Source organism: Ruegeria sp. CL7 (genome assembly GCF_056536445.1).
This window is the reverse complement of record NZ_JBQFPQ010000001.1, coordinates 1,046,264-1,069,325: the sequence shown is the minus strand read 5'-3', so window position 1 is coordinate 1,069,325 and position 23,062 is coordinate 1,046,264. Positions and strand designations below refer to the sequence as shown.

The window sequence follows — 23,062 nt, the reverse complement described above, 5'->3', positions numbered from 1 at the left end:
TGGCTGTCAAATCTGCGGCTGGATAATCACACGTCCAGCAGCGAAGCAAGGACATCTCGCCATGCAAGAGCAACGCCAAGTTGTCACGGTGGAAGACACTGCGGCCCCACCCCGGAATTTCGTGTTTGTCCTTTTGGACAAATTCTCGCTTCTGTCTTTTGCTTCGGCGCTTGACAGTCTGCGCATCGCCAACCGCATGGCGAACAGACAGCTTTACACCTGGAAGCTGATAGGAGAAGGCGGAGAAACGGTAACTTGCTCGGCCGGGACCGAGTTCAGTCTTGACAGTGATCTGGTGGAGTTGCAGCGAGATGACGTTGTTCTGATTTGCGGTGGCGTGGACGTTCAGGCGGCCACCACCAAGCGCGTGCTGAACTGGCTGCGGCGTGAAGCGCGAAGGGGATTGCGGATCGGTGGCCTCTGCACTGCGGCCTATACTCTGGCAAAGGCCGGGTTGATGGACAATAAGAAGGCAACGATCCATTGGGAGAACTCTGACAGTTTCATCGAAGAGTTCGACGAGGTCAAACTGACCAAAGCCGTCTTTCAGATCGATGGAAGTCGCATGACGACTGCGGGCGGCACCTCGTCGATTGACCTGATGCTCAAACTGATTGCAGATGACTATGGCGAGGATCTGGCCAACGCGGTGGCGGATCAGATGATCTATTCCTCGATTCGAACCGACCAGGACACGCAGCGTTTGTCAACTCCGACCCGAATCGGTGTGCGGCATCCGAAGTTGAGCCAGGTTATACTGATGATGGAAAAGAACATCGAAGAACCGATTTCGCCCTCGATCCTTGCCAAGGAAGTGGGTATGTCAACCCGCCAGCTGGAGCGTCTGTTCCGCCGGTATCTCAGCCGTTCCCCCAAGCGCTATTACATGGAACTGCGCCTGCACAAAGCCCGCAACCTGCTGATGCAGACCGATATGAGCGTCATCAACGTGGCGCTGGCCTGTGGTTTCGCCTCGCCCAGCCATTTTTCAAAATGCTACCGGGCGCATTACAACACCACGCCCTATCGCGAACGTGGTGCGCAAAGTGGAAGACTGTCAGTCTAAGGTCCAGCGTCAAAGTTCTTTGACGAAATAGTGCAAGTACGGTCGGAGCATGGGCTGATCTTTGTAGGTTGTTGTCTCGATCGGAGAGTCCAGTTCCACAAACCCGAGCTTGGGATACAAAGATCTCATTTCCACATTTGGGGTGAGTGTATCTGCGATCAACCGCTTCAGCCCCATAGCTCTGGCGGCTTGTTCTCGTGCTTGAATCAATGCGCGCCCCACTCCGGTGCCCCGAGCGTCTTCGGTTACAAATACACGTTTCAACTCGCCGGTAGACTGATCAAACCGTTTCATCATTCCACACCCCACGATTTTGCCACCGTGGTTTCTTGCGACGATCAGGCATCCGTTCGGAGGCATGTAGTCATCCGTGTTCGCCCAGAATTCCTCCAGTGCGCTTTGCGGTGCGGAAGGATCCAATTCGAACCCCATACCCTGCATTCTTTGAGCGATAAGAGCATAATATTGCTCCAAAATCATATTCAGCTCGGTTCTTGGCGGGATACTTGTGCACAATTCAATGTCGAAATCACTCATTAATATCCCCTTAACCGTGTAACCTGTTGGACAGAGTGACTGCGACGATGGAAACGCGCAAATGGAATTGAAAAGTCTGCTGGCATGCTTCGTATGTCACTGTTTGACAGACATCCTGTAAACCGCGCCCTGCCCGACTGAAATGAACCAGATCGCCCCATCCGGGGCCTGCACGATGTCACGGACCCGTTCGGTATCGGGGCCCTTGATCTGCTCGACCTCGCGCAGCGGATCTTCGGACAGCCGCGCGATATAGTCGAATTTCAGCGAGCCCACGAAAATGTCGCCCCGCCATTCTGGAAACATGTCGCCGGAATAGACCATCAACCCCGACGGCGCGATCGACGGGTCCCAGTACAGGCGCGGCTGTTCCATACCGGGCTTGCTGGTGCCCTCGCCGATCTTCTCTCCGGAATAATGTGTGCCGTAAGAGATAACCGGCCAGCCGTAATTGGCGCCGGGTTTGACAAGGTTCACCTCGTCACCGCCGCGCGCACCGTGTTCCGACACCCAAAATCGGCCGCGCGTATCCAAATCGGCCCCCTGTGGGTTGCGGTGCCCATAGGTCCAAATTTCAGGTCGGATATCTGCCTGCCCGATGAAAGGATTGTCTGAAGGCACCGAGCCGTCGCGGTTGATACGGATCACGGAACCCATGGCGTTCGAGCGATCCTGCGCCTGTGGCGCATCCCCTCGATCTCCGATGGTTACAAAAAGAGTGCTGTCATTGGCTTCTACAACGCGTGAGCCGAAATGCCGCCCGCCTGATCCGCCGGGGGAAGCCTCGAAAATGACCCGCAGATTCGTCAGGCGCGTGCCGTTCTCGGACAGGCGCGCCACCGCGACAGCCGTGCCCGCGCCACCCTTTTGCGGTTTTGAAAAGGTCAGAAAGACCTCGCGGCTTTGATTGAAATCGCGCGGGATCGTAACGTCCAGCAATCCGCCCTGCCCCGAAGCTGCGACTTTGGGAACGCCGGATATGGCATTCGCCTCTCCGCCCTGAACATACAACAGGTTTCCGTCGCGTTCGGTGACAAGAAAACTGCCGTCAGGCAAGATGCCGACGGCCCAGGGCGTATCCAGCCCACCTGCCATTTCGGTGAGTTCAATTTTCCCGACCGAGGTCGACAACGCCTGTGCCAAGGCGCTTTCACTGTAAATAGTGAAGAACAGAATCGCGGCAGCTCTGAGCATGTTGACACTTCTCCGGACAATCTTAGGCAAACCCTAACAAAACAGATAGATTTCCGATCGATAAAAACACGATTGCGTTAGGACTTTTCTTTTCCGGGCAGCTTGCCTAGGTTCGTGGCCAGAACGAATGCGTTCACAATAGGGAGTAACCATATGAAAAAGCTGCTTACAGCAACTGCAGCATCCGCTTTGCTGGCCGGACCTGCGCTGGCCGAAGACATTACGCTTGGTGTTTTGTTCGGATTCACCGGCCCAATTGAATCGCTGGCACCCGCAATGGGTTCGGGCGCTGAATTGGCGATGGCGGAAGTCACCGAATCCGGAAAACTGCTGGATGGATCCAAAGTGACCGCATCGCGCGCCGACACCGGCTGCATTGATAACGGTCTGGCCACTTCGAACGGCGAACGCATGATTGCCGACGGTGTTGCCGGCATCATCGGCGGCGATTGCTCGGGCGTGACCGGCGCGATCCTTCAGAATGTCGCGATTCCGAATGGCATGGTCATGATCTCGCCCTCGGCGACCTCGCCGGGCCTGTCGACCATGGAAGACAACGGCCTGTTCTTCCGGACCGCGCCTTCAGATGCGCGCGAAGGCCAGGTGATGGCGGATATCCTGAAGGATCGCGGCATCAACTCGATCGCTCTGACCTATACCAACAACGACTACGGCAAGGGTCTGGCGGACGCGATCCAAACCTCTTTCGAGGCAGCAGGTGGTGAAGTGACCATCGTTGCAGCGCATGAGGATGGCAAGGCCGACTATTCGGCCGAAGTTGGTGCTCTGGCCTCGGCCGGTGGCGACATTCTGGTTGTTGCGGGCTATCTGGATCAGGGCGGTCTGGGCATCATCCAGTCGGCGCTGGACAGCGGTGCGTTTGACACCTTTGGCCTGCCCGGCGGCATGATCGGTGACTCGCTGCCGGCCAATGTCGGCCCCGACCTGAACGGTTCGTTCGGTCAGATCGCCGGTTCGGGCGGTGAAGGCGCCGAGAAGTATTTCGCCATGGCCGAAGCCGCAGGGTTCGACGGTTCGTCGCCCTATTCGCCCGAATCCTATGACGCTGCTGCTCTGTTCATGCTGGCCATGCAGGCTGCCGGATCGACCAATCCGGCCGACTATGGCGGTAAGATCATGGACGTCGCCAACGCTCCGGGCGAAAAGATCTATCCCGGCGAACTGGCCAAGGGTCTGGAATTGCTGGCAAACGGTCAGGACATCGACTATGTCGGTGCGTCCGGTGTCGAGCTGATCGGCCCCGGCGAAAGCGCGGGGTCCTATCGTGAGATCGAAGTGACCGACGGTGAAAACAAGACCGTCAACTTCCGTTGATTGATCGCCAAAAGCTATGAATGCAAGCAGCCCGGGCCTTGTGTCCGGGCTGTTTCAATGAAAAAAGACCGCACCCGGCAAACGGGGTCGAGACAACAGCGCCGAACAGGCGGCAAGGGGAAAAGATGATCGTCGTCGAGGACGTGCACAAGCATTTCGGCGGATTTCATGCGGTGGACGGGGCATCGCTGGAAATCCAGAAAGGGTCGATCACCGGCCTGATCGGGCCCAACGGGGCAGGAAAAACCACTCTGTTCAATGTGATCGCAGGTGTTTTGCCGCCGACCAGCGGCAAGGTGGTGATGGACGGCGAGGATATCACCGGTCTGCCCCCTCATGAGCTGTTCCACAAGGGGCTGTTGCGCACGTTTCAGATTGCACATGAATTCCCGTCGATGACCTGCCGTGAAAACCTGATGATGGTGCCTGGCGCGCAATCAGGTGAGTCGCTGTGGAACACGTGGTTTGGCCGCAAACGCATTGCTGATGAAGAACGCGCGCTGAAGGCCAAGGCCGATGAGGTGCTGGAGTTTCTGACGATTGAACATCTGGCCGATCACAAGGCGGGTCAGGTCTCGGGTGGTCAGAAAAAGCTGCTGGAGCTGGGCCGCACGATGATGGTAGACGCCAAGATCGTGTTTCTGGACGAGGTCGGCGCGGGTGTGAACCGCACCCTGTTGATGACTATTGCCGACACGATCCTGCGTCTGAACAAGGAGCGTGGATACACCTTCGTCGTCATTGAACATGACATGGATTTCATCGGCAAGATCTGTGATCCGGTCATCTGCATGGCCGAAGGCAAGGTACTGGCCGAGGGTACCTTGGACGAGATCAAGGCGAACGAGCACGTGATCGAAGCCTATCTGGGCACCGGCCTGAAGAACAAAGACAAACTGGAGGCAGGCGCGTGAGCGACAACCCCTATCAGGATGACAAGGGCAACAAGGACGCCTCGATCACCAATCCGCATGGTGTCGGCACCATGACCCCGGCCCATCGCAAAAGTGGTGCGACGCATAAGGTCGAAGGCGGCCCGTTTCTGATCGGCGACACCATGACGGGTGGTTACGGCAAAGGGCCGGACATTCTGCATGATTGCACCATCGCCGTGGACAAGGGTGAAATCGCAGTCATCGTCGGCCCAAACGGTGCGGGCAAGTCGACGGCGATGAAAGCTGTGTTCGGGATGCTGGATGTCCGTTCAGGGTCCGTGCGTCTGGATGGCGAGGATATCACCAACCTCTCCCCGCAGGACCGGGTCATGCGTGGCATGGGTTTCGTGCCGCAGACACAGAACATCTTTACCTCGATGACGGTGGAAGAGAACCTGGAAATGGGTGCCTTCATCCGCCGCGACGACATCAGCCAGACGATGGAGCAGGTCTATGACCTCTTCCCGATCCTCCGCGACAAGCGCAATCAGGCCGCCGGAGAGTTGTCGGGCGGACAACGCCAACAGGTCGCAGTTGGCCGCGCGCTGATGACCCAGCCCAAGGTGCTGATGCTCGACGAACCCACGGCAGGCGTTTCGCCGATCGTGATGGATGAACTGTTCGACCGGATTATCGAAGTGTCCCGCACCGGCCTGCCGATCCTGATGGTCGAACAGAACGCCCGCCAGGCTCTGGAGATTGCCGACAAGGGGTACGTTCTGGTTCAGGGGCGCAATGCCTATACCGGCACGGGCAAGGAACTGCTGGCCGATCCGGAGGTTCGGAAGAGCTTCTTGGGGGGGTGAGGCCTGTGAAAACCAGCCTACTCGCCGTTTTCTGTTCATGTCTGTTAGGTAGCATCGCGTTTGCTCAGAGCCTAGCACCGCAAGCTAAGCAGTCTAGAAATGGCGTGATCGTCCGTTGCGAGTTCGAGATTCAACGAACGGTCATCCTATCGGCGCTCGATGACAGGATTGTTTGGCAGGAAAATGGTTCTGATTACCCTACCAGTGATTGGACACATATTCGGATATCGCATGACCCAATATTGTCAGTATTTGCTTATGGTGTGGGCATCGGAAGCCCGAGGCTCGATATTTACCAAGGTATCGTCCACGCTGATAAGCCCGACTACGACCTTGGAACTGCAATCCTCAGCGAGACGCTTGTTGGGCGCGAAAGGTTGATAGTAGTGGCCGTTGAGGGTTTTTGCCAAGGCGAGCAACAGAACCAGTGGGCTTTCTCAAAGCAATTATTACGCCCTCCAACTTCCTTCTTGTTTCCGCAATCGACTGAAGTCGCGAGTTTAGAAGAGAACGCACGTTGATCTCAGTATCTGGCTGTCTTTAACTTCGACAACCTTCCCAAGATTTCCACGCGTCGGCTGCAATCCGGTCACATTGTGCGTTTAACGCCGGGCGCTGTGAAGGAAACGGTTTCCCGGTCAAACAAATCAAGTTCCGTGAAATTAAGCGAACCTTCTGAATAAAAACTCTGTTCAGGACCCAAAAATGAAAAAATGGATGTGTGTGGCCATTGCCACCTTGTGTGCGACCGCCGCAACTGCGGAAGAACGTCACTTTGTCTGTGTGTCGGACCGCGACGGCAGTGAAGTGCGCCTAAATCGGGCACCGGATGGAGACAAAGGCTACATCGAAACTGCAAGTGTTTCTGGCGACGCGATGGTGTTCAAAGGCGTTGGTAACATGACGTTTGTCCATATTGAAGGCGAAGATGTCATGACCTTTGTCGTGCATTATGACGACATGTCCTTTGACCTCTCGGTCAAGGGTCCCCACGCGGGAACCGATCACGGCACCTGCACCGAGACGGACGCCTGATCCCGCTTCTTACCATCTCAGTCACTCACCGGAATTGGCCGGTGCGTGACTGAGCCAGGCCAAAATTGAATAGTCTTGCCTGCTTCCGGTTTTCTCGTGGATTTTTTTCACAACCAGCAGAAAAATATGACGCAAAACAGCGCAGGAAACATTGTGCCTGCGCGGACCGTCATGCCATAAGACCGCACCCGGACAGTGAGAATAAATAATGGATCTACTCAACGCGCTTGTTGCGCTTGCGAATTTTGTGTTGGTGCCTGCGGTCGCTTATGGCAGTCAACTGGCGTTGGGCGCGCTTGGCGTGACCCTGATCTACGGCATTCTGCGATTTTCGAACTTTGCCCATGGCGACACAATGGCCTTTGGCGCGATGATCGCCGTGCTGGTCACATGGGGGTTGCAGGCCGCCGGGATCAGCTTTGGACCGCTGCCAACCGCCCTGCTCGCCCTGCCCTTTGCCATACTGGGCTGTATCGTTCTGGTGCTGATCACCGACAGGCTGGTCTACAAATTCTACCGTGACCAAAAGGCGAAGCCCGTTATTCTGGTGATCGTTTCCATGGGCGTGATGTTCATCATGAACGGCCTGGTCCGGTTTATCATCGGGCCAGACGACCAAAGGTTTTCGGACGGTGCCCGGTTCATTGTTTCGGCACGCGATTTCAAGGCGATGACCGGTCTGCGCGAGGGTCTGGCCATCAAGACGTCGCAAGGTATCACGGTGATCGTGGCCGTTGTTGCCGTGGCGCTGCTGTTCTGGTTTCTGAACAAGACGCGCACAGGCAAGTCGATGCGGGCCTACTCGGACAACGAGGATCTGGCGCTGCTGTCAGGCATCAACCCGGAACGTGTGGTGATGATCACATGGATCATCGTTGCGGCGCTGGCCACAACTGCTGGCGTACTTTACGGGCTGGACAAAAGCTTCAAACCCTTCGTCTATTTCCAGCTTCTGCTGCCGATCTTTGCCTCGGCCATCGTGGGTGGTTTGGGCAATCCTCTGGGCGCCATCGCAGGCGGGTTTATCATCGCGTTTTCCGAAGTGACGATAACATACGCCTGGAAGAAGGTGCTGACCTATCTTGCGCCGGAAAACCTTGAGCCGTCAGGATTGGTGCAACTCCTCTCGACCGATTACAAATTCGCCGTCAGCTTTGTCATCCTGCTGATCGTGCTTCTGTTCAAGCCCACGGGCCTTTTCAAGGGGAAAGCAGTATGACCGACGCTGTCAAAAATACGCTGCTCTTCGCAATTGTCGGCGGCCTAATCCTGTTGACCGGTTTCACGCAAAGCTGGAACACCGCGATCCTGATCCTGAATATGGGGCTGATTTCCGCCATCATGGCGATCGGTGTAAACCTGCAATGGGGTTTTGCCGGTCTGTTCAATGTGGGCGTGATGGGCTTTGTCGCTCTGGGCGGTCTGGCCGTCGTACTGGTTTCAACGCCGCCCACGCCCGGTGCCTGGGCTGCCGGAGGTTATGGCATCGTTCTGTCTTTGCTGCTGGGTGCCGCGACAGTGGTTGCCGCCGTTCTGGTGGCAACGAAACTGCCGAAAGGCCGTGTGCAAACCCTGACGATCATCGCCGTTCTTGTCGTGGGCTTTTTTGTCTATCGCGCGGTGTTCGATCCCAGCATTGCGGCGGTCGAGGCCATCGACCCGGCGATTGCCGGCAATATTGGCGGTTTGAATCTGCCGGTTCTGCTGGCCTGGCCGGCCGGTGGTTTGCTGGCGGCGGGTGCTGCGTGGCTGATCGGTAAAACGGCGCTGGGCCTTCGCTCGGATTATCTGGCGATTGCCACATTGGGTATCGCCGAAATCATTATCGCCGTCATGAAAAACGAAGACTGGCTGGCCCGGGGCGTCAAGAATGTCTACGGCATCCCACGCCCGTCCCCTGTTGTGGGCTACGAAGTGGATTTGCAGAACGACCCGGCCTTTCTGGCGCGGGCCGAATGGTTGGGGTTGGACCCCGTCACCGCATCCACCCTTTCGGTCAAACTCGGTTATTCGCTGCTGTTCCTGATTGTGCTTCTGGTTCTACTCTGGATGGCTCAGATGGCGCTGAAAAGCCCGTGGGGCCGGATGATGCGCGCAATCCGTGACAATGAAGTGGCGGCTGAGGCCATGGGCAAGGATGTCACCCGTCGTCATCTGCAAATATTCGTACTGGGTTCGGCTGTTTGCGGTATCGCGGGTGCGATGATGACAACGCTGGACGGCCAGTTGACGCCAAGCGCGTATCAACCGCTGCGCTTTACCTTTCTGGTCTGGGTGATGGTGATCGTGGGTGGTTCGGGCAACAACTTCGGGGCCGTTCTGGGCGCATTCCTCATCTGGTTCCTGTGGGTTCAGGTTGAACCGATCGGCTTGTGGCTGATGAATGTCATTACCGCCGGCTTGCCGGACGGAAGTGCATTGAAAGTCCACCTGCTGGACAGCGCCGCACATATGCGTCTGTTCACGATGGGTCTGATCCTGTTGATTGTTCTCAGATTCAGCCCAAGAGGGCTGATCCCAGAGAAATAGATCGCTTCCACCTTCAATAAGCGAAACCGCGCCTCTTATCCGGCGCGGTTTCTTGATTCTTAACGATTTTTTGAATAAACGGACACACCGCAGCGTTTTCTTTTTGCGGTATGTCGCCGGCACTCACATCCGTCTACGCCGATCTGTAACGATCATTTACACGTTTTGAAAAGAGTCAAAAATGAAAGCACCACGGTTCAAGACACTGCTTCTATTTCCGGTTGTCGCCATCGTAACAACCGCCTGCATTCCCACTCCGGAAGAACTTGAAACAACTCCCGTCAAAGTTCAAACGCCCAAAGGTGTCGTAACCTGTCAGCTATATCGTCACGACCGGGTGACCTGGGACCGGGCGATTGACTTCCCGGCTTCGAAAATGTCCGTGCCGGAGGCTGACGCCTACTGCCGTCGGGAAGGCCAGCGCCGTCTGAAGTAAACATTGCGGCACCCGTGATGGGCGCCGTTCCGTCATCTGTTGCGGAACAATCCACCCAGAATACCACGAACGATTCGGCGTCCGGTCGTTCCTTTCAGTTCTTTGATAACTGCGTCGGTCATCGCCGATGCAAACGTGTCTTTCCGCCGTTGCACCCGGGACGAGGATCTGCCGACCCGGCTTCCCGAATATCTGCGAGCCGAAGAATACTCTCGTTCCATCGGTGATTGTGCCTCTAGAACTTCATCGGCCTCTGCCTGTTCAGCGGCCTTGGCAGCCGCCTCGGCCCGAGCCTGGAGGATTTCAAAGGCCGATTTTCGATCAATACCATCGTCATATTTAGACGCCATCGGCGAGGCATCGAGAATGGCCCGCCGCTGGGCATCAGAAATGGGCCCCAACTGGGATCCCGGCGGACGAATCAATGTGCGCTCGACAATTCCGGGAACACCTTTTTTCTGCAGCATCGACGTGACAGCCTCACCAACGCCCACCTCGCGAATTGCGGCTTCGGTGTCAAAGGCGGGGTTTTCGCGATAGGTTTCCGCCGCCAGACGCAGGTTCTTTCGGTCACGCGCCGTGAAGGCCCGCAAAGCGTGTTGAACGCGATTGCCCAACTGCCCCAGAATATCCTCGGGAATATCGGCGGGATTCTGGGTGATGAAATAGACACCCACCCCTTTGGACCGGATCAGGCGCGCAACCTGTTCAACCTTGTCCACCAACACTTTCGGAGCGCCGTCAAACAACAGATGCGCCTCGTCGAAGAAGAACACCAGCTTGGGTTTGTCAGGATCACCGACTTCGGGAAGCTCCTCAAACAATTCGCTCAGCAGCCACAGCAGGAATGTCGCATAAAGCCGTGGCGCTGCCATCAGTTTGTCCGAAGCAAGGATGTTCACCATCCCCTGCCCGTTTTCATCGGTGCGCATCAGATCGGACAGATCCAGCGCGGGTTCGCCAAACAGTTTTGTTCCACCCTGGTTTTCCAATACCAGCAATCGCCGCTGGATCGCACCGATCGAAGATGTCGATACATTGCCATATCGCAATGAAAGCTGGGCCCGGTTCTCGCCGATCCAGACCAGCAGCGCCTGAAGGTCTTTGAGATCCAGAAGAGGCATTCCCTCTTCATCGGCCACGCGGAACGCGATGTTCAGGATACCTTCCTGCGCTTCGCTCAATTCCATCAACCGGGACAGCAGCAACGGGCCCATTTCAGTGACCGTCGTCCGCACTGGATGGCCCTGTTCACCAAAAAGATCCCAGAACGTAACCGGGCAGGCGGAATAAGCAAAATCGTCGAACCCTATGCGTTTGGCACGATCCATAAATGCCTGATGCAGTTTTTGCGCGTCGCTTCCGGGCAAAGCCAGGCCCGACAGATCACCTTTGACATCGGACAGAAACACCGGAACTCCGGCTTGGGAAAACCCTTCCGCGAGGATTTGCAACGTTACGGTCTTACCGGTCCCAGTGGCGCCGGCAATCAGCCCATGGCGGTTGGCATATTTCAGTGCCAGTTCCTGCGGCTGGCCATAGCCTTCGCCTCCGCCACCCAAAAATATATTCTTGCCCATTAACATTGCCTTATGTTTCACCGATCCGTGACCAGCATACAAAGTTAACCTTTGACTGCGATAGTCAATTTGCCCCGCGTTTGTTTCCTTCACGTGGGGCAGACTTCCTCCCTGTCGACTGGCCGTGCCTTCGGGCACGGCTTTTTTGCAGGTTCAAAAATGGTTTCAAAGCTCTGACCGCAGTATTAAAATTTGAGGATAGCTGTTGACCCGTCTGCGACCCTCTCGTAGGGTTTGCGCATAAATAAGTCGGCCAGTCCGACGGGGAGAACCTTTTGGAAAAGAGAGCTGGCTTATGCAGCTCTCTTTTTCTGTCTCAGGGCAGTTGGTTTCTGGTGTTCTGGCAAGAATCCGTTCACGTTCAGACCAGCCGTTCTGTTAGTGCCTGACACCAGTTCAGAAGAGTGTTAAACGAAGCAAAAAGCTCAAGCATCAAGTCGAGGCATTCATGATCAAGCAACTTCTAACCGCAAATACAGTGGCCGTCGCCTTTCTTAGCAGCGCAGTCTATGCCCAAGAGGCCAACGACGAAAGCCCGCAGCAGGCCGAGCCCGCCCAAACCGAAGCCGCGCAAGAACTGGATCTGGGAGAGACTGGCCCACGTATCGGCGAGCAATACGTCAAAGAAACAAGCGGTGCTTGGAATATAACCTGTCTACGGACCGAAGAAGGCGACGATCCTTGCCTGCTGCGTCAAGTTCTTTCCGGCGCCGAGGGCCAGCCGATTGCGGAAATCTCGATCAACAAGCTTCCCGAAGGAGCGGAGGCCGTTGCCGGAGCTAGGTTGACTGTGCCGCTGGAGACCATGCTGCAAGCACAAATTGCTGTGTCCATAGACGGCGCACCGGGTAAAAGATACAACTATCATCACTGCAACCCGGTAGGCTGCGTCGCGCAATTGGGCTTTACGCAAGGCGATATAGACGCCATGAAAGCGGGCAGTGAGGCAACAATCTCGCTGGTGTCAATTCTGGCCCCGAGCCAACTTTTGCAAATCGAAATGTCGCTGGCTGGATTTACCAGTGGCTACGATCAGCTGGAAGTCCTGCAAAACTGACAGATCGCAGACAAAGGCCGCTCTGAATGCGGCGGCCTTGTTTTGTACGTTGTTCGTTATATCCGCTTCAGCGCCAAAACCGCATTCAGCCCGCCAAAGGCAAACGCATTGCTGAGCGCGACGTCAACTTTGGCTTCCCGAGCTTCGTTCGGCACAACATCAAGCGCGCATTCCGGATCGGGTTCCTCGTATCCGATGGTGGGTGCGATCACACCGTCCCGCAGCGCCATGATACATGCCAACAGTTCCACCGCACCGGTTCCACCAATCAGGTGACCATGCATGGATTTGGTCGACGATATCATCAGGTCGTCAGCATGGGGCCCGAAAACATCCGCCACGGCGGCACATTCGGTTTTGTCATTCGCAGCCGTCCCGGTGCCATGCGCGTTGATATAACCCACATCGCTTGCATTCAATCTGGCATCAGCCAAGGCACCTGACATGGCCCGTGAAGCCCCTTGCTTGCTGGGCATCACGATATCGGCCGCATCCGATGACATGGCAAAACCAACGACTTCGCACATGATCTCGGCGCCACGGGCGCGGGCGTGTTCGTATTCCTCGAAAACAAAGACCCCGGCCCCTTCGCCCTGTACCATTCCGTTGCGATTGGCGCTAAACGGTCGGCACGCATCCTTGGACATGACGCGCAACCCTTCCCAGGCCTTGACGCCTCCAAAGCACAACATGGATTCGGACCCGCCTGTGATCATGACCGGGGCCATGCCGCTTCGGACCATCTGAAAGGCCTGAGACATGGCATGGTTCGAGGACGCACAGGCAGTCGACACGGTGAAGCTGGGGCCTTTGAGGTTGTGTTCCATGGAAACATGGCTGGCCGCCGCATTGTTCATGAGTTTGGGAACAACAAACGGGTGTACCCGATTCTTTCCGTCCTCATAAACCGAGCGATAATTGTCATCCCAGGTCGATACGCCACCGCCGGCGGTCCCCAGAACAACACCTGATTTTGCGGCCAACTCTCCGTGAAACTCGATGCCGGACTGATCGATGGCCTCTTTGGCGGCGGTCAGAGTGAACTGAGTGAACCGGTCATACAGCGACATCTGCTGACGGTTGAACCGACCTTCAGCCTCAAAGCCGCGAACCTGCCCGCCGATCTTGATGGCCAACCGATCAACGTCCCGAAATTCCAGTTCCGAGATGCCGCAACGGCCTTCGCGCATGGCTTCCAGCGTGTCAGGAACCGAATGGCCCAGTGAATTGATCGTACCTGCGCCGGTAATGACAACACGTTTCATGAGCGTCAGTCAGACCTTTTCCGACACGAGCTTTTCGATCCCGGAAATGATCGCAGCGACATTGGATATGTCAAAATCGTTGGCCTCGGGTTCATTGGCGTTGAACGGAATTGAAATGTCGAACTCTTCCTCGATGGCGAATATGCTTTCCACCAGACCAAGGCTGTCGATTCCCAGATCTTCCAGCGTGCTTTCGGGCGTCACATCCGATGGCTCCAGCACGGCCTGCTCTGCAATGATTGCGATGACGCGGTCGCTGATGCTCATGTCGATCCCCTGATTTTCAGTTTGACGATGATTTAATCGCTTGGGGTCTGTTTGAAAACAGCCTTTTTCAATGCCTCAACGTCGCGTGCCATTCGGGGCAGTCGGCGCTGCGCCTTGTAGACATCGGTGTGGGTCTCCATTTTGATGCCCGGATACCCCATGATCACGCGCCCGGCGGGCACATTTGACAGAATCTTCGTGCCCCCACCCGAAATAACGCCGTCCCCTATGAAAATGTTGTCGACCACTCCGGTCTGACCACCCAGAACGACGTTGTTGCCGATCTCGACCGAGCCGGAGACACCTGTCTGACCGCACAGCAGACAATCCCGCCCGACGCGGGTGTTGTGCCCGACATGGACAAGATTATCCAGCTTGGTGCCATCACCGATCCGCGTGTTGCGGATTGTTCCATTATCGACAGTGCAATTGGCGCCAACCTCGACATCATCACCGATCTCAACCGCGCCCAAAGAATGGATACGGAGCCAACTTTGGGCCTTGGCGTCGCCCTGATCGCCCAACGTTTTGCGGGCGTTCTCAGCGCCAGAAACCTCGGGGGTCACGAAACTGAACCCGTCACTACCAATCCTTGCACCGGGTTGCGCGATGAACCGATCCCCGATTTGTGCGCGCGCGCCAATGCTGACCATTTCACGCAACAGGGCCTGTTCGCCAAGAATGGCGTCCATTCCCACCACGCAGTGTGCTCCGATGACCGAGCCCGAACCTATTCGCGCCCGAGCACCAACAACAGTCAGAGGTCCTATCGCCACATCTGGTCCAATTTCGGCCGTTGGATCGATCACTGCGGAAGGATGAATGCCCGGTTCAATCCCTTGCCCGCGATCCAGCATTGAGGTGATCCCCGCCATCGCCATGCGCGGACGCTTCACGAATATGGCCGCGCGCAACCCCATGTCCTGCCAATCCGCGCCCTCCCACAGAACGGCGGCGCGCGCGCGCCCTTTCGAAAGCGCTTCGGCGTATTTCGGAGACATGGCCATGGCCAGATCGGTTGGGTCAGCATCGCCCGGTTCGGCCGCCCGCACGATCGTCAGGCCACCGTCGCCTTGGCATTCAGCACCCAAAGCGTCGGCGATTTGTTGAATGGTAAACTGCATCTCGGGCTTCCTTTTGGCAGGATTTGCCCTGTGCTTAACTCTGAACGTCCGGCAGGGCCACCCCTGCCTTTTGCAGGGCCTCCCAAATCTTGCCGTCCCGGCCATAGACATCACGGCGATACTGCACCTCGCCTTTTGGCCCGACATATGCCGTTCGATAGATCAGGTGGACCGGAACATTTTGTTCCAAATTGACCTTGGTTTCCTTTCCCGTGCTCAGAACACGATGAAAGAATGCCTTGGGATTCTCTTCCTGTTTGGCCAGCAACGCATATGCAAATTCGAAAGGCTGCGCCAGCCGGATGCAGCCGTGCGAGAACGCCCGCACCTCGCGCGCGAACAGGCTTTTCTGAGGCGTATCATGCAGATAGATATTGTACTTGTTGGGGAACATGAACTTGACCAGCCCCAAAGCATTGCTTTTGCTGGGCGGCTGGCGCATCGCAAAAGGAAAGCTTCGCGCGGTGAACTGATTGAAATCAACCGCCCCGCGATTGACCTGCCGCCCCCTGCTGTCCGTGATCTGGATATGACCGACCGCGTTGGGGTTCGCTTTCAGCTTCGGCAGGTATTCCTTGGTGATGATCGAGCGCGGAACATACCAGCTGGGGTTTATCACCATATGTTCCATCACATCCGAGAACTCTGGGCTGCGGCGATCATGCGTGTTCTTGCCGATCACCGCACGGGTTTCAAAGGTGACTTGCCCGTCATCCACGATCTTTGCCGAAAAATCTGTCTGGTTGACAAGGACATGACGTGCGCCGCGTTCCCGAGGCAACCAGCGCTCCCGTTCCAGAGCGACATAAACAGCCTTGAGCCGGTCCACGGCGGGACGATTCAACTCGGCAATCGTGCCCTTGCCTGCAACGCCATCGGGTTCCAACCCATGCGCGATTTGAAAGGCCCTGACCCCTTCCAGCAACGCGGCGTCGAACGACGGGCTGGCCGAGGGTTTCATGTAGCCCATTAACACCAGCCGATTGCGAAGCTTCACGACATTGGGCCCGGTATCCCCGAATTCCAACTTAGTTTCCGGAACTGTCGCCCCCCAACCGCCTTGATCTACCAAATTCTGAAGCGCCAGCTTCTGTTTCATCAGAGCCCGGTACTGACGGGTTTGAGGAGCCAATTGCGCAAGATACGCGGCGCCATGTGTGTTCAGGGCGTTCAGATGCTCGGCCGCGCTGCGACGATCCACCGACCGAACAAGCCCGTCGTCGATGTTTCGGGGCCGAATAAAACCCGAGTACAATGCGTCGGCAAAATCCACAAAAACCCGGCTCAGTTCCGCTTCAACGGCGCCAAGATCGCGTGTCGAGCGTGCATCCTGCATTTTCTGCATCAAGGATGAAACTGTCGCATCGGCCCTTGGCAGACCGTGCAGATGCGCATGTGACAGTGCCTGGATCAATGCGGCCCGGCGTTGCATATGCTCATCGGATTCACCCACCCAAATCGGCGAAAACCCGGTTGTCCGGTAAAACTCTGCGATCTGCGATTCCCGTGGGGTATGTTCTGCAACGGCCATCTGAAACGCCGTGTTGTGCGCAGGTTCAGAAGTGGTGTTTGCCATACTCGCAGTGGCCGCAAAACAGGCGGCAAGCAGGATACTGGTACAGGTTCGGAATACAGAAAGCATTGGATGGCCTTGGAATCAATGGCTTGGTTGGTGATATGTGCGTCGAACAACTATGAGTTTGGCTGCGCAGACTTGTCTATTCACAAATTCCTTACCGAATTGCTTCTGTTGGCGTCTGATGCGCGTTTGCATCGGCCCGGTGATGCGCAGCCCACACCTGCAAATATTCTGCGCTCGGCTGTGACATTTGCGCAAAAATCTGCCGAAAATTCCCCCTTGAAAAGGTGCCTATGAAACACTTCTTGGCCGTCGAATCCGATTGTGTCATAAATTCCGCATCTGGGATGGGAAAAAATTAAGACAGCGCGCGTAACATCGTGCGCAGGCAGGAACAGTACGGGACGAACCAAAATGACCAAGAGCAGTTCCTCGGGCTTGACCCGACGTGCCCTATTGGGTGCGTTTGCAGCAACAGCAGTCGCAGCAGCACCCACCTACTCCAAAGCAGCAGGTTTTTTGCGCGGCGGCGGCGATATCCGTCGCATTCGCATGTATTCCGGTCGCACGGGCGAACGGTTGGACATGATTTATTGGGTCGATGGTAAATATATCAAGGACGCAGTCAAAGAAGTGAACCATTTCATGCGCGATTGGCGCACGGATCACGTAAAATCCATCGATTTACGCACGATTGATATCATGGCGGCATCACACAACCTTCTGGATGTCAACGAACCTTACATGTTGCTGTCGGGCTATCGCTCCCCTCAGACCAACGCCATGCTCCGCGCCCGCTCTCGCGGCGTTGCCCGGAAGTCGCTTCATATGAAGGGACAAGCGGCAGACCTGCGCCTGTCTTCCCGCTCCGTCTCGCAGATGGCTAAGGCTGCTATGTCATGCCGGGCCGGCGGTGTCGGTCAATATAACGGGTCCAATTTCGTGCATATGGACTGCGGTGTCGTCCGCACCTGGCGCGGCTAAGACAGCGACTTCGCGATCTCGGCTTATATGACAGGGGTTTGACGGGGGCGGCCAGTTACATCCCCGCGTCTCCCCCTCCGCCGCCGGCATCACCGCCTCCGGTGTCATTGCTGGATGCTGTCGCCGCAGTGGAATTGCTGGTCTCACGAGACTTTTCATCGCCGACGTCAGCGGGAACACTGGAACCGGAAGCATTGTCGCTTTCTGAATCATCATCGCTTTCGGGTTCTTCATCATCGGTCAGCTTTCCAAGGATAAACGCCAGAATTACGGCGACCAAGATCCATCCTAAAACGCTTGAAGCTGAAACCCCGGTAATCGCGCTACCCAATAGTGCTACAATCACGACAACGATTATCAGCTTCTTATTTGAAGAGATGACTTTCACATTCCTTCCTCCATTTGAGCTGACGCGCGCCAGCCTCGTTCGGAAAGTGTACATCAAAAAAACCACTGCTTGAGGGGTTAAGCCTCAAAATGATTGTCAGGATTGTTCGCGTGGTGGCAAGCAGGCGAAAAACGGAGGCGTGCAGACACTATCCATGGCCCGAAAGGGTCTTCGCATGGAAAATATCCCGAGAGGGGATCAGCCAGGGCACCTTTCGTAGTTTCAACACTAGATGCTGTTTGGAACTGTTGTAAGCCAAGATGTTTCGGGCGCTGGAAACCGAAAACGCGAAAACTAAAGAAGCGCTTGACCGGGGCAGATGTTGAATAACGCTATGCTGCGGCATATCCCCGGAGCAGCGCAAGACCCTTGTCCTTCATTAGCGATAGCTATGCGGCCCGGGAACTTCTCCCAATTTGGTGCAGAAGTTCCTGCTTTGCCCAATAAACCTTAGAAATATAGCGATGGTGGCGCACCTGAGAGGATTCGAACCTCTGGCCTCTGCCTTCGGAGGGCAGCGCTCTATCCAGCTGAGCTACAGGTGCCTTGGCCGTTAGCTAACCTTGTTCCAATCCGGGTGCAACTGAAAATCGTGATTGTTGCACCCTCTTTGAAACCAAAATCAGGCGAAAAGATCATGCGCCAATTCAAGCGCTTCGATCAGTGTGTCGACCTCATCCGTCGTGTTGTAGAGACCAAAGCTGGCACGGCAGGTCGCCGTGACGCCCAGGTGATCCATAAGCGGGCCCGCACAGTGATGCCCGGCGCGGACGGCAACCCCTTTTTTGTCCAGAATCGTGGATACATCATGGGCATGGCCGGCCCCGTCCAGCGTAAAGCTGAAGATGGCTGCCTTGTCTGGCCGCGTGCCCTGAACCTGAAGCCAGTTGAGACCGTTCAGGCGCTGCATGGCATAGTCCCGCAGGCCGGATTCATGGGCGGCAATGTTGTCCATTCCCAAATCCATCATGTATTCCAGCGCAACGCCCAGGCCGATGGTTTGGACAATGCCGGGTGTTCCGGCCTCGAACTTCATCGGCGGGTCGTTGTAGATCACCTGATCCTTGCTGACCTCTTTGATCATGTCACCGCCACCGACAAAGGGGCGCATCTCGGCCATGCGTTCGGACTTGATGTAGATCGCACCCGACCCCGACGGGCCATACAGCTTGTGGCCGGTGATGGCGTAAAAGTCGCAACCGATGTACTGCACGTTCACCGGCATATGCACCGCGCCCTGACTGCCATCAACCAGCACCGGGACGCCCCTGGCATGTGCACCTTCGGTGATGGCTTTGACATCCACGACGGTACCCAGAACATTGGAACATTGCGTCACGGCCACAAGTTTGGTTTTCGGGCCGATCGCATCAATTACCGCCTGCGGATCCAGCCCCCCGTCAGCGTCCACATCCACCCACTTCAGAACAACGCCCTGCCGTTCCCTCAGGAAATGCCAGGGCACGATGTTGGCGTGATGCTCCATGACACTCAGGACGATCTCATCCCCGGCTTCCAGGCGCGGCATGGCCCAGCCATAGGCAACAAGATTGATTCCTTCGGTCGTTCCTGAATTCAGAACGATCTCATCCTCGTTCGATGCCCCCAGGAAACGGGCGATGATCCCCCGAACAGCTTCGTATTTCTCGGTCGACAGATTGGACAGATAGTGCAATCCACGGTGAACATTCGAATACTCTTCGGAATAGGCACGGGTCACCGCATCGATGACGACCTGAGGCTTTTGAGCCGACGCACCGTTGTCCAGATAGGTCAACGGATTGCCATTCACCTGACGTGACAGGATCGGAAAGTCAGAGCGAATTTTCTGCACATCATACATGATACGGTTTTCCTAGACAGGCGCGGCCGGTGTTAAATACAGGACGAAGGGAACCGCAATCAGGGCTGACAACAGAATTACGGCGAAGGACTTCCAAAGGGATCCGAATTGATGCGCTTCGTTCAGGAAATGAAGCGTGATGTAAAGGCTCAGGATCGCCGTCGCGAACAGCATTATCATCATCAGAAACGGCATCGTCAGGCTTAGAACAAGGGTCATGACAAGGGCGACGATTTGCAGGAACTGCAACCACACCGTCAGGACCATCAGATCGTCAAAGCTTGCTTTGCCGCCTATTGCTTTTCCGACGACGAAGAACGCAAGGATGCTCAGCAGCATTGCTCCGGCGGATCGCAGCAAAACAACGGGGATACTTTCGGGAGGCGGTGCGATCTGACCTTGCGGCACGGGCACCGACAAATCGATTCCCAACTGGACGAGACAGTTCAAAACCACTGCCAGCGCAAAGGCCAGCCACAACCCTTCCCGCCCCGGTTTCAAGGACAACAACTGGCGGGCGGCTTGGTCGGGGCTTCTGATCGTCAGAACCGCCAGAGCGCCGAGGGAATTGATAGTCATGCAGCGGACCTTTGTACTTGTCTCAGACCGGATAACCAGAACCAGACAAAAACAGCAACCCAGGCGATGCCCACAGTTGTCAAAGCGGGCCCGGGCCCGATGAACCCGGCAACCAGACCATTCAACAAGACCAGGGGGGCGGATGCCAACAAAGCCCAGAACAGGGCAAGTCGTGCGCCATAAGCAGTGCCCTGCCCGCCCGCCATCCGCGCCGCCCAATAGGAAATCAGCGCCAGCGTGTAGAAAAACAACGGCAGTATGAACACCGACCCCAGCAAAGCGCCGCCCAGAAGCATGTTCAGCTCGACGCCTTCAAGATGCGCTTTGCGGGCAAGGCTGGGCATTTGCGCGACAAAGGCCACAACGCAAAACGCCATGACAAACACCAGTGCCCTGTCTTCCCGCTGACCCATTTCAAGAAGCCGGCGCACCACGCGCCCCGGCCCCCGGTATGTGGCCAGTATGTCAGACGAGACGGCCATCAGCTACGACGCGCCAGCCACCCTTCCAGACGGCTTACGATCTCTTCCGCCAAGGCGCTGTCTTCGATCTCATCCACCGCTTCGGCAAGAAAGGCCAAAGTCAGCATGTTGGTTGCGTCCTTGACCGGCACGCCACGGGACCGCAGATAGAACAGCGCGGTTTCGTCGATCGCACCCGAGGTCGAGCCATGCGAACACGCCACGTCATCGGCATAGATCTCAAGCTCGGGCTTGGCGAGGAACTGGCTGTCATCATCCAGCAGCAACGATTGGCTGATCTGGTAACCGTCGGTTTTCTGTGCGCCTTCCTTCACAAGGATCTTGCCCTGAAACACGCCGGTCGCCCCGTTGCGCAGCACTTTCTTGAACACCTGACGGCTTTCGCAGTTTACCGCATCATGGGTGATGAAAACCGTGTCGTCATGATGGAAGTCTCCATCGCCAACACAGGCCCCGGCCACATGGGCCACCGCGTCATCGCCTGTCAGCTCGACGACCTGCTCATTGCGGGTCAGCACGCCATTCACTGTCAAAGTGAAGGATTTATAGACAGACTCCGTGCCCAGACGGGTAAACATATGGGTCGCGGCCCGGCGTTCATGGTCCCTGCCCTGGGCGCGCACATGGTGCAGCGTGCCCTTGTCGGCGATGTCGATCTCCATGCATTTGTTGAAGCGTGACGCAGCCGGGCCGGTTTCCAGAATGGTGGCCTCGGCCCCGCTTTCCACGCGAATGACGTGGTGCAGGATCGCATCCGAGGTCGGCGATGCATGACGATAGACCAGGTTGATCGGTTTGGACGGTTTGCCGGTGACATGAATGGCCACACCATCCGACGCAAAAGCCGTGTTCAGCGCCGCCAGCGGACGCTGGACCGGCGATTGACCGCGCGTCTCAAGCACGCCATACAGGTCTTTCGCCCAATGAATGTCCTTGCAGCAGATATCCTCGAGCCGGTCGATGGTCACGCCTTCCAGCGTCAGGTCGTCCGACTCTCCGGCGCTGAATTCACCGTCCACGAAGACGATGTTCAGCCGGTCGAGTCCGCTGAACATCAACGGCTCATCATCGGCAAACACCGCAGCCGGAGGCGCGTCTGGCGAGACCAGAGTGTCCGGTTGAGTGTATTTCCAATATTCGTCACGCCGTCCGGGCAGACCAGTTTCCAGAACACGGGCCAGCGCGTCTTCGCGCGCGGCGCGGGTGCATCCCGCGTCGGGCATGGTCAAGGCAGACAGCCGGGCCTCGGTCGCGGTTTGTTTGACTTCGGGCAAGGCCATCAGTTCACCTCGGCAAGAATGTCGGCATAACCGTTGTTTTCAACCTCGAGCGCCAGATCTGGGCCTCCGGTTTTGACAATGCGGCCATCGGCCATGATGTGCACGACGTCGGGCTTGATGTGATCCAGCAGGCGCTGGTAATGGGTGATGACCAAGAACCCGCGACCTTCATCGCGCAGCGCATTCACACCTTCGGCGACCAGCTTCATCGCATCCACATCCAGACCCGAGTCGGTTTCGTCCATGATGCACATCTTGGGTTCCAGCATGGCCATTTGCAGGATTTCATTGCGCTTTTTCTCACCGCCCGAGAAGCCCACATTGACCGGACGCTTGAGCATATCCGCGTCGATCTTCAGCGTCTTGGCCTTGGCACGCACTTCCTTGAGGAAATCAGCGGCGGACAGCTCGTCCTCACCCCGCGCCTTGCGCTGTGCATTCACGGCGGTGCGCAGGAAGGTCATGTTGCCCACGCCCGGAATTTCGACCGGGTACTGGAAAGCCAGAAACACGCCGGCAGCGGCGCGCTCTTCCGGTTCCATCTCCAGCAGGTCCTCGCCATCCAGCGTGGCAGAACCCTCGGTCACTTCGTACCCGTCGCGGCCCGACAGCACGTAGCTGAGTGTTGACTTGCCTGACCCGTTCGGCCCCATGATCGCGTGTACCTTGCCGGCTTCAACCGTCAGGTCCACACCCTTTAGGATCTGCTTGTCTTCTTCTTCAAGCTTCACGTGCAGATTCTTGATTTCCAGCATTTTTTA

24 protein-coding genes and 1 tRNA gene are annotated in these 23,062 nt (G+C 56.6%); 11 read left to right on the top strand and 14 right to left on the bottom strand.

The features are described from left to right. The first annotated feature begins 61 nt into the window (after positions 1-61). Entirely contained in the window at positions 62-1,066 is a 1,005-nt protein-coding gene (locus ACR0LI_RS05380) for a GlxA family transcriptional regulator (protein ID WP_171632453.1), read from the top strand. A gap of 9 nt (positions 1,067-1,075) precedes the next feature. Here the strand turns inward: ACR0LI_RS05380 and ACR0LI_RS05375 are convergent, their stop codons facing one another. Together ACR0LI_RS05375 and ACR0LI_RS05370 are read right to left on the bottom strand one after the other, a co-directional pair. Next, on the bottom strand, positions 1,076-1,603 hold the full coding sequence (locus tag ACR0LI_RS05375; protein ID WP_209833136.1) for a GNAT family N-acetyltransferase: 528 nt from the start codon (positions 1,601-1,603) through the stop codon (positions 1,076-1,078). A 96-nt stretch (positions 1,604-1,699) separates the two neighbouring features. Next, the gene (locus ACR0LI_RS05370) at positions 1,700-2,797 is read right to left on the bottom strand and encodes a PQQ-dependent sugar dehydrogenase (RefSeq protein WP_480718140.1); all 1,098 of its coding nucleotides are present in this window, start codon (positions 2,795-2,797) and stop codon (positions 1,700-1,702) included. Positions 2,798-2,950: 153 nt separating this feature from the next. Here ACR0LI_RS05370 and ACR0LI_RS05365 point away from each other — a divergent pair, with 153 nt between their 5' ends. The 8 genes from ACR0LI_RS05365 to ACR0LI_RS05330 all read left to right on the top strand — a co-directional run bounded on the left by ACR0LI_RS05365 (position 2,951) and on the right by ACR0LI_RS05330 (position 9,873). Continuing rightward, a complete protein-coding gene (locus ACR0LI_RS05365; RefSeq protein WP_152457993.1) occupies positions 2,951-4,132 on the top strand; it encodes an ABC transporter substrate-binding protein in 1,182 nt (393 codons plus the stop codon). A gap of 125 nt (positions 4,133-4,257) precedes the next feature. Then, positions 4,258-5,046, top strand: a complete 789-nt coding sequence (locus ACR0LI_RS05360) for an ABC transporter ATP-binding protein (RefSeq protein ID WP_152457994.1) — start codon at positions 4,258-4,260, stop codon at positions 5,044-5,046. Further along, positions 5,043-5,873 carry an ABC transporter ATP-binding protein gene (locus tag ACR0LI_RS05355; protein ID WP_257600743.1) on the top strand — a complete coding sequence of 277 codons (831 nt, stop codon included), beginning with the start codon at positions 5,043-5,045 and terminating at the stop codon, positions 5,871-5,873. The genes ACR0LI_RS05360 and ACR0LI_RS05355 overlap by 4 nt, the downstream gene beginning before the upstream one ends. Positions 5,874-5,878: 5 nt before the next feature. Continuing rightward, positions 5,879-6,394: a hypothetical protein gene (locus tag ACR0LI_RS05350; protein ID WP_480718139.1), complete on the top strand. Its 516-nt coding sequence runs from the start codon at positions 5,879-5,881 to the stop codon at positions 6,392-6,394. Between the two features lie 184 nt (positions 6,395-6,578). Next, positions 6,579-6,908, top strand: coding sequence for a hypothetical protein (locus tag ACR0LI_RS05345; protein ID WP_210092366.1), 330 nt, complete (start codon positions 6,579-6,581; stop codon positions 6,906-6,908). A gap of 208 nt (positions 6,909-7,116) precedes the next feature. Then, positions 7,117-8,127, top strand: a complete 1,011-nt coding sequence (locus tag ACR0LI_RS05340; RefSeq protein ID WP_209833126.1) for a branched-chain amino acid ABC transporter permease — start codon at positions 7,117-7,119, stop codon at positions 8,125-8,127. Continuing rightward, the gene (locus tag ACR0LI_RS05335; RefSeq protein WP_171723265.1) at positions 8,124-9,437 is read left to right on the top strand and encodes a branched-chain amino acid ABC transporter permease; all 1,314 of its coding nucleotides are present in this window, start codon (positions 8,124-8,126) and stop codon (positions 9,435-9,437) included. The genes ACR0LI_RS05340 and ACR0LI_RS05335 overlap by 4 nt, the downstream gene beginning before the upstream one ends. Positions 9,438-9,618: 181 nt before the next feature. Continuing rightward, the gene (locus tag ACR0LI_RS05330; RefSeq protein WP_171632436.1) at positions 9,619-9,873 is read left to right on the top strand and encodes a hypothetical protein; all 255 of its coding nucleotides are present in this window, start codon (positions 9,619-9,621) and stop codon (positions 9,871-9,873) included. Between the two features lie 32 nt (positions 9,874-9,905). On the opposite strand, the gene ACR0LI_RS05325 is transcribed toward ACR0LI_RS05330, so the two are convergent. Then, positions 9,906-11,453 carry a helicase HerA-like domain-containing protein gene (locus ACR0LI_RS05325; protein ID WP_209833122.1) on the bottom strand — a complete coding sequence of 516 codons (1,548 nt, stop codon included), beginning with the start codon at positions 11,451-11,453 and terminating at the stop codon, positions 9,906-9,908. Between the two features lie 448 nt (positions 11,454-11,901). Between ACR0LI_RS05325 and ACR0LI_RS05320 the strand changes: the two genes are divergently transcribed. Further along, on the top strand, positions 11,902-12,510 hold the full coding sequence (locus ACR0LI_RS05320; RefSeq protein WP_171632421.1) for an invasion associated locus B family protein: 609 nt from the start codon (positions 11,902-11,904) through the stop codon (positions 12,508-12,510). Between the two features lie 56 nt (positions 12,511-12,566). Here ACR0LI_RS05320 and ACR0LI_RS05315 read toward each other — a convergent pair whose 3' ends face one another. Genes ACR0LI_RS05315 through ACR0LI_RS05300 form a run of 4 tightly spaced genes read right to left on the bottom strand, consistent with a single transcriptional unit; the run spans position 12,567 to position 16,742 of the window. After that, positions 12,567-13,775 (bottom strand): beta-ketoacyl-[acyl-carrier-protein] synthase family protein, encoded by a 1,209-nt coding sequence (locus ACR0LI_RS05315; RefSeq protein WP_171632419.1) that lies wholly within the window; start codon positions 13,773-13,775, stop codon positions 12,567-12,569. A gap of 9 nt (positions 13,776-13,784) precedes the next feature. Then, positions 13,785-14,042, bottom strand: a complete 258-nt coding sequence (locus tag ACR0LI_RS05310; RefSeq protein ID WP_171723262.1) for an acyl carrier protein — start codon at positions 14,040-14,042, stop codon at positions 13,785-13,787. Positions 14,043-14,074: 32 nt separating this feature from the next. Next, positions 14,075-15,166, bottom strand: coding sequence for a UDP-3-O-(3-hydroxymyristoyl)glucosamine N-acyltransferase (lpxD, locus tag ACR0LI_RS05305; protein WP_171632414.1), 1,092 nt, complete (start codon positions 15,164-15,166; stop codon positions 14,075-14,077). A gap of 34 nt (positions 15,167-15,200) precedes the next feature. Next, complete coding sequence (locus ACR0LI_RS05300) at positions 15,201-16,742, bottom strand: L,D-transpeptidase family protein (protein ID WP_480718138.1); 1,542 nt, start codon at positions 16,740-16,742, stop codon at positions 15,201-15,203. Positions 16,743-17,159: 417 nt separating this feature from the next. Here ACR0LI_RS05300 and mepK point away from each other — a divergent pair, with 417 nt between their 5' ends. Then, positions 17,160-17,729 carry a peptidoglycan L,D-endopeptidase MepK gene (mepK, locus tag ACR0LI_RS05295; RefSeq protein ID WP_171632409.1) on the top strand — a complete coding sequence of 190 codons (570 nt, stop codon included), beginning with the start codon at positions 17,160-17,162 and terminating at the stop codon, positions 17,727-17,729. 55 nt (positions 17,730-17,784) lie between these two features. Here mepK and ACR0LI_RS05290 read toward each other — a convergent pair whose 3' ends face one another. From ACR0LI_RS05290 to sufC, 7 genes are all read right to left on the bottom strand, one after another. Then, positions 17,785-18,117 (bottom strand): hypothetical protein, encoded by a 333-nt coding sequence (locus ACR0LI_RS05290; protein ID WP_171723259.1) that lies wholly within the window; start codon positions 18,115-18,117, stop codon positions 17,785-17,787. Positions 18,118-18,585: 468 nt separating this feature from the next. Then, a tRNA-Arg gene (locus ACR0LI_RS05285) sits at positions 18,586-18,662 on the bottom strand. A 77-nt stretch (positions 18,663-18,739) separates the two neighbouring features. After that, positions 18,740-19,960 (bottom strand): cysteine desulfurase, encoded by a 1,221-nt coding sequence (locus ACR0LI_RS05280; protein WP_480718137.1) that lies wholly within the window; start codon positions 19,958-19,960, stop codon positions 18,740-18,742. Between the two features lie 12 nt (positions 19,961-19,972). Continuing rightward, entirely contained in the window at positions 19,973-20,539 is a 567-nt protein-coding gene (locus ACR0LI_RS05275) for a YIP1 family protein (RefSeq protein ID WP_171632402.1), read from the bottom strand. Next, positions 20,536-21,021 (bottom strand): YIP1 family protein, encoded by a 486-nt coding sequence (locus ACR0LI_RS05270; protein ID WP_171632399.1) that lies wholly within the window; start codon positions 21,019-21,021, stop codon positions 20,536-20,538. Before ACR0LI_RS05270 ends, ACR0LI_RS05275 begins: the two co-directional genes overlap by 4 nt. Next, on the bottom strand, positions 21,021-22,301 hold the full coding sequence (locus ACR0LI_RS05265; RefSeq protein WP_480718136.1) for a SufB/SufD family protein: 1,281 nt from the start codon (positions 22,299-22,301) through the stop codon (positions 21,021-21,023). The genes ACR0LI_RS05270 and ACR0LI_RS05265 overlap by 1 nt, the downstream gene beginning before the upstream one ends. Further along, complete coding sequence (gene sufC, locus ACR0LI_RS05260; protein ID WP_152458012.1) at positions 22,301-23,056, bottom strand: Fe-S cluster assembly ATPase SufC; 756 nt, start codon at positions 23,054-23,056, stop codon at positions 22,301-22,303. The genes ACR0LI_RS05265 and sufC overlap by 1 nt, the downstream gene beginning before the upstream one ends. Between the last annotated feature and the right edge of the window lie 6 nt (positions 23,057-23,062).

Coding starts and splice junctions, on each gene's coding strand:
- ACR0LI_RS05330 (WP_171632436.1), top strand. CDS start 9,619: ATGAAAGCACCACGGTTCAAGACACTGCTTCTATTTCCGGTTGTCGCC.
- ACR0LI_RS05270 (WP_171632399.1), bottom strand. CDS start 21,021: ATGGCCGTCTCGTCTGACATACTGGCCACATACCGGGGGCCGGGGCGC.
- ACR0LI_RS05275 (WP_171632402.1), bottom strand. CDS start 20,539: ATGACTATCAATTCCCTCGGCGCTCTGGCGGTTCTGACGATCAGAAGC.
- ACR0LI_RS05310 (WP_171723262.1), bottom strand. CDS start 14,042: ATGAGCATCAGCGACCGCGTCATCGCAATCATTGCAGAGCAGGCCGTG.
- ACR0LI_RS05300 (WP_480718138.1), bottom strand. CDS start 16,742: ATGGCAAACACCACTTCTGAACCTGCGCACAACACGGCGTTTCAGATG.
- ACR0LI_RS05320 (WP_171632421.1), top strand. CDS start 11,902: ATGATCAAGCAACTTCTAACCGCAAATACAGTGGCCGTCGCCTTTCTT.
- sufC (WP_152458012.1), bottom strand. CDS start 23,056: ATGCTGGAAATCAAGAATCTGCACGTGAAGCTTGAAGAAGAAGACAAG.
- ACR0LI_RS05370 (WP_480718140.1), bottom strand. CDS start 2,797: ATGCTCAGAGCTGCCGCGATTCTGTTCTTCACTATTTACAGTGAAAGC.
- ACR0LI_RS05315 (WP_171632419.1), bottom strand. CDS start 13,775: ATGAAACGTGTTGTCATTACCGGCGCAGGTACGATCAATTCACTGGGC.
- ACR0LI_RS05345 (WP_210092366.1), top strand. CDS start 6,579: ATGAAAAAATGGATGTGTGTGGCCATTGCCACCTTGTGTGCGACCGCC.
- mepK (WP_171632409.1), top strand. CDS start 17,160: ATGACCAAGAGCAGTTCCTCGGGCTTGACCCGACGTGCCCTATTGGGT.
- ACR0LI_RS05335 (WP_171723265.1), top strand. CDS start 8,124: ATGACCGACGCTGTCAAAAATACGCTGCTCTTCGCAATTGTCGGCGGC.
- ACR0LI_RS05375 (WP_209833136.1), bottom strand. CDS start 1,603: ATGAGTGATTTCGACATTGAATTGTGCACAAGTATCCCGCCAAGAACC.
- ACR0LI_RS05265 (WP_480718136.1), bottom strand. CDS start 22,301: ATGGCCTTGCCCGAAGTCAAACAAACCGCGACCGAGGCCCGGCTGTCT.
- ACR0LI_RS05380 (WP_171632453.1), top strand. CDS start 62: ATGCAAGAGCAACGCCAAGTTGTCACGGTGGAAGACACTGCGGCCCCA.
- ACR0LI_RS05360 (WP_152457994.1), top strand. CDS start 4,258: ATGATCGTCGTCGAGGACGTGCACAAGCATTTCGGCGGATTTCATGCG.
- ACR0LI_RS05325 (WP_209833122.1), bottom strand. CDS start 11,453: ATGGGCAAGAATATATTTTTGGGTGGCGGAGGCGAAGGCTATGGCCAG.
- ACR0LI_RS05340 (WP_209833126.1), top strand. CDS start 7,117: ATGGATCTACTCAACGCGCTTGTTGCGCTTGCGAATTTTGTGTTGGTG.
- ACR0LI_RS05280 (WP_480718137.1), bottom strand. CDS start 19,960: ATGTATGATGTGCAGAAAATTCGCTCTGACTTTCCGATCCTGTCACGT.
- ACR0LI_RS05365 (WP_152457993.1), top strand. CDS start 2,951: ATGAAAAAGCTGCTTACAGCAACTGCAGCATCCGCTTTGCTGGCCGGA.
- lpxD (WP_171632414.1), bottom strand. CDS start 15,166: ATGCAGTTTACCATTCAACAAATCGCCGACGCTTTGGGTGCTGAATGC.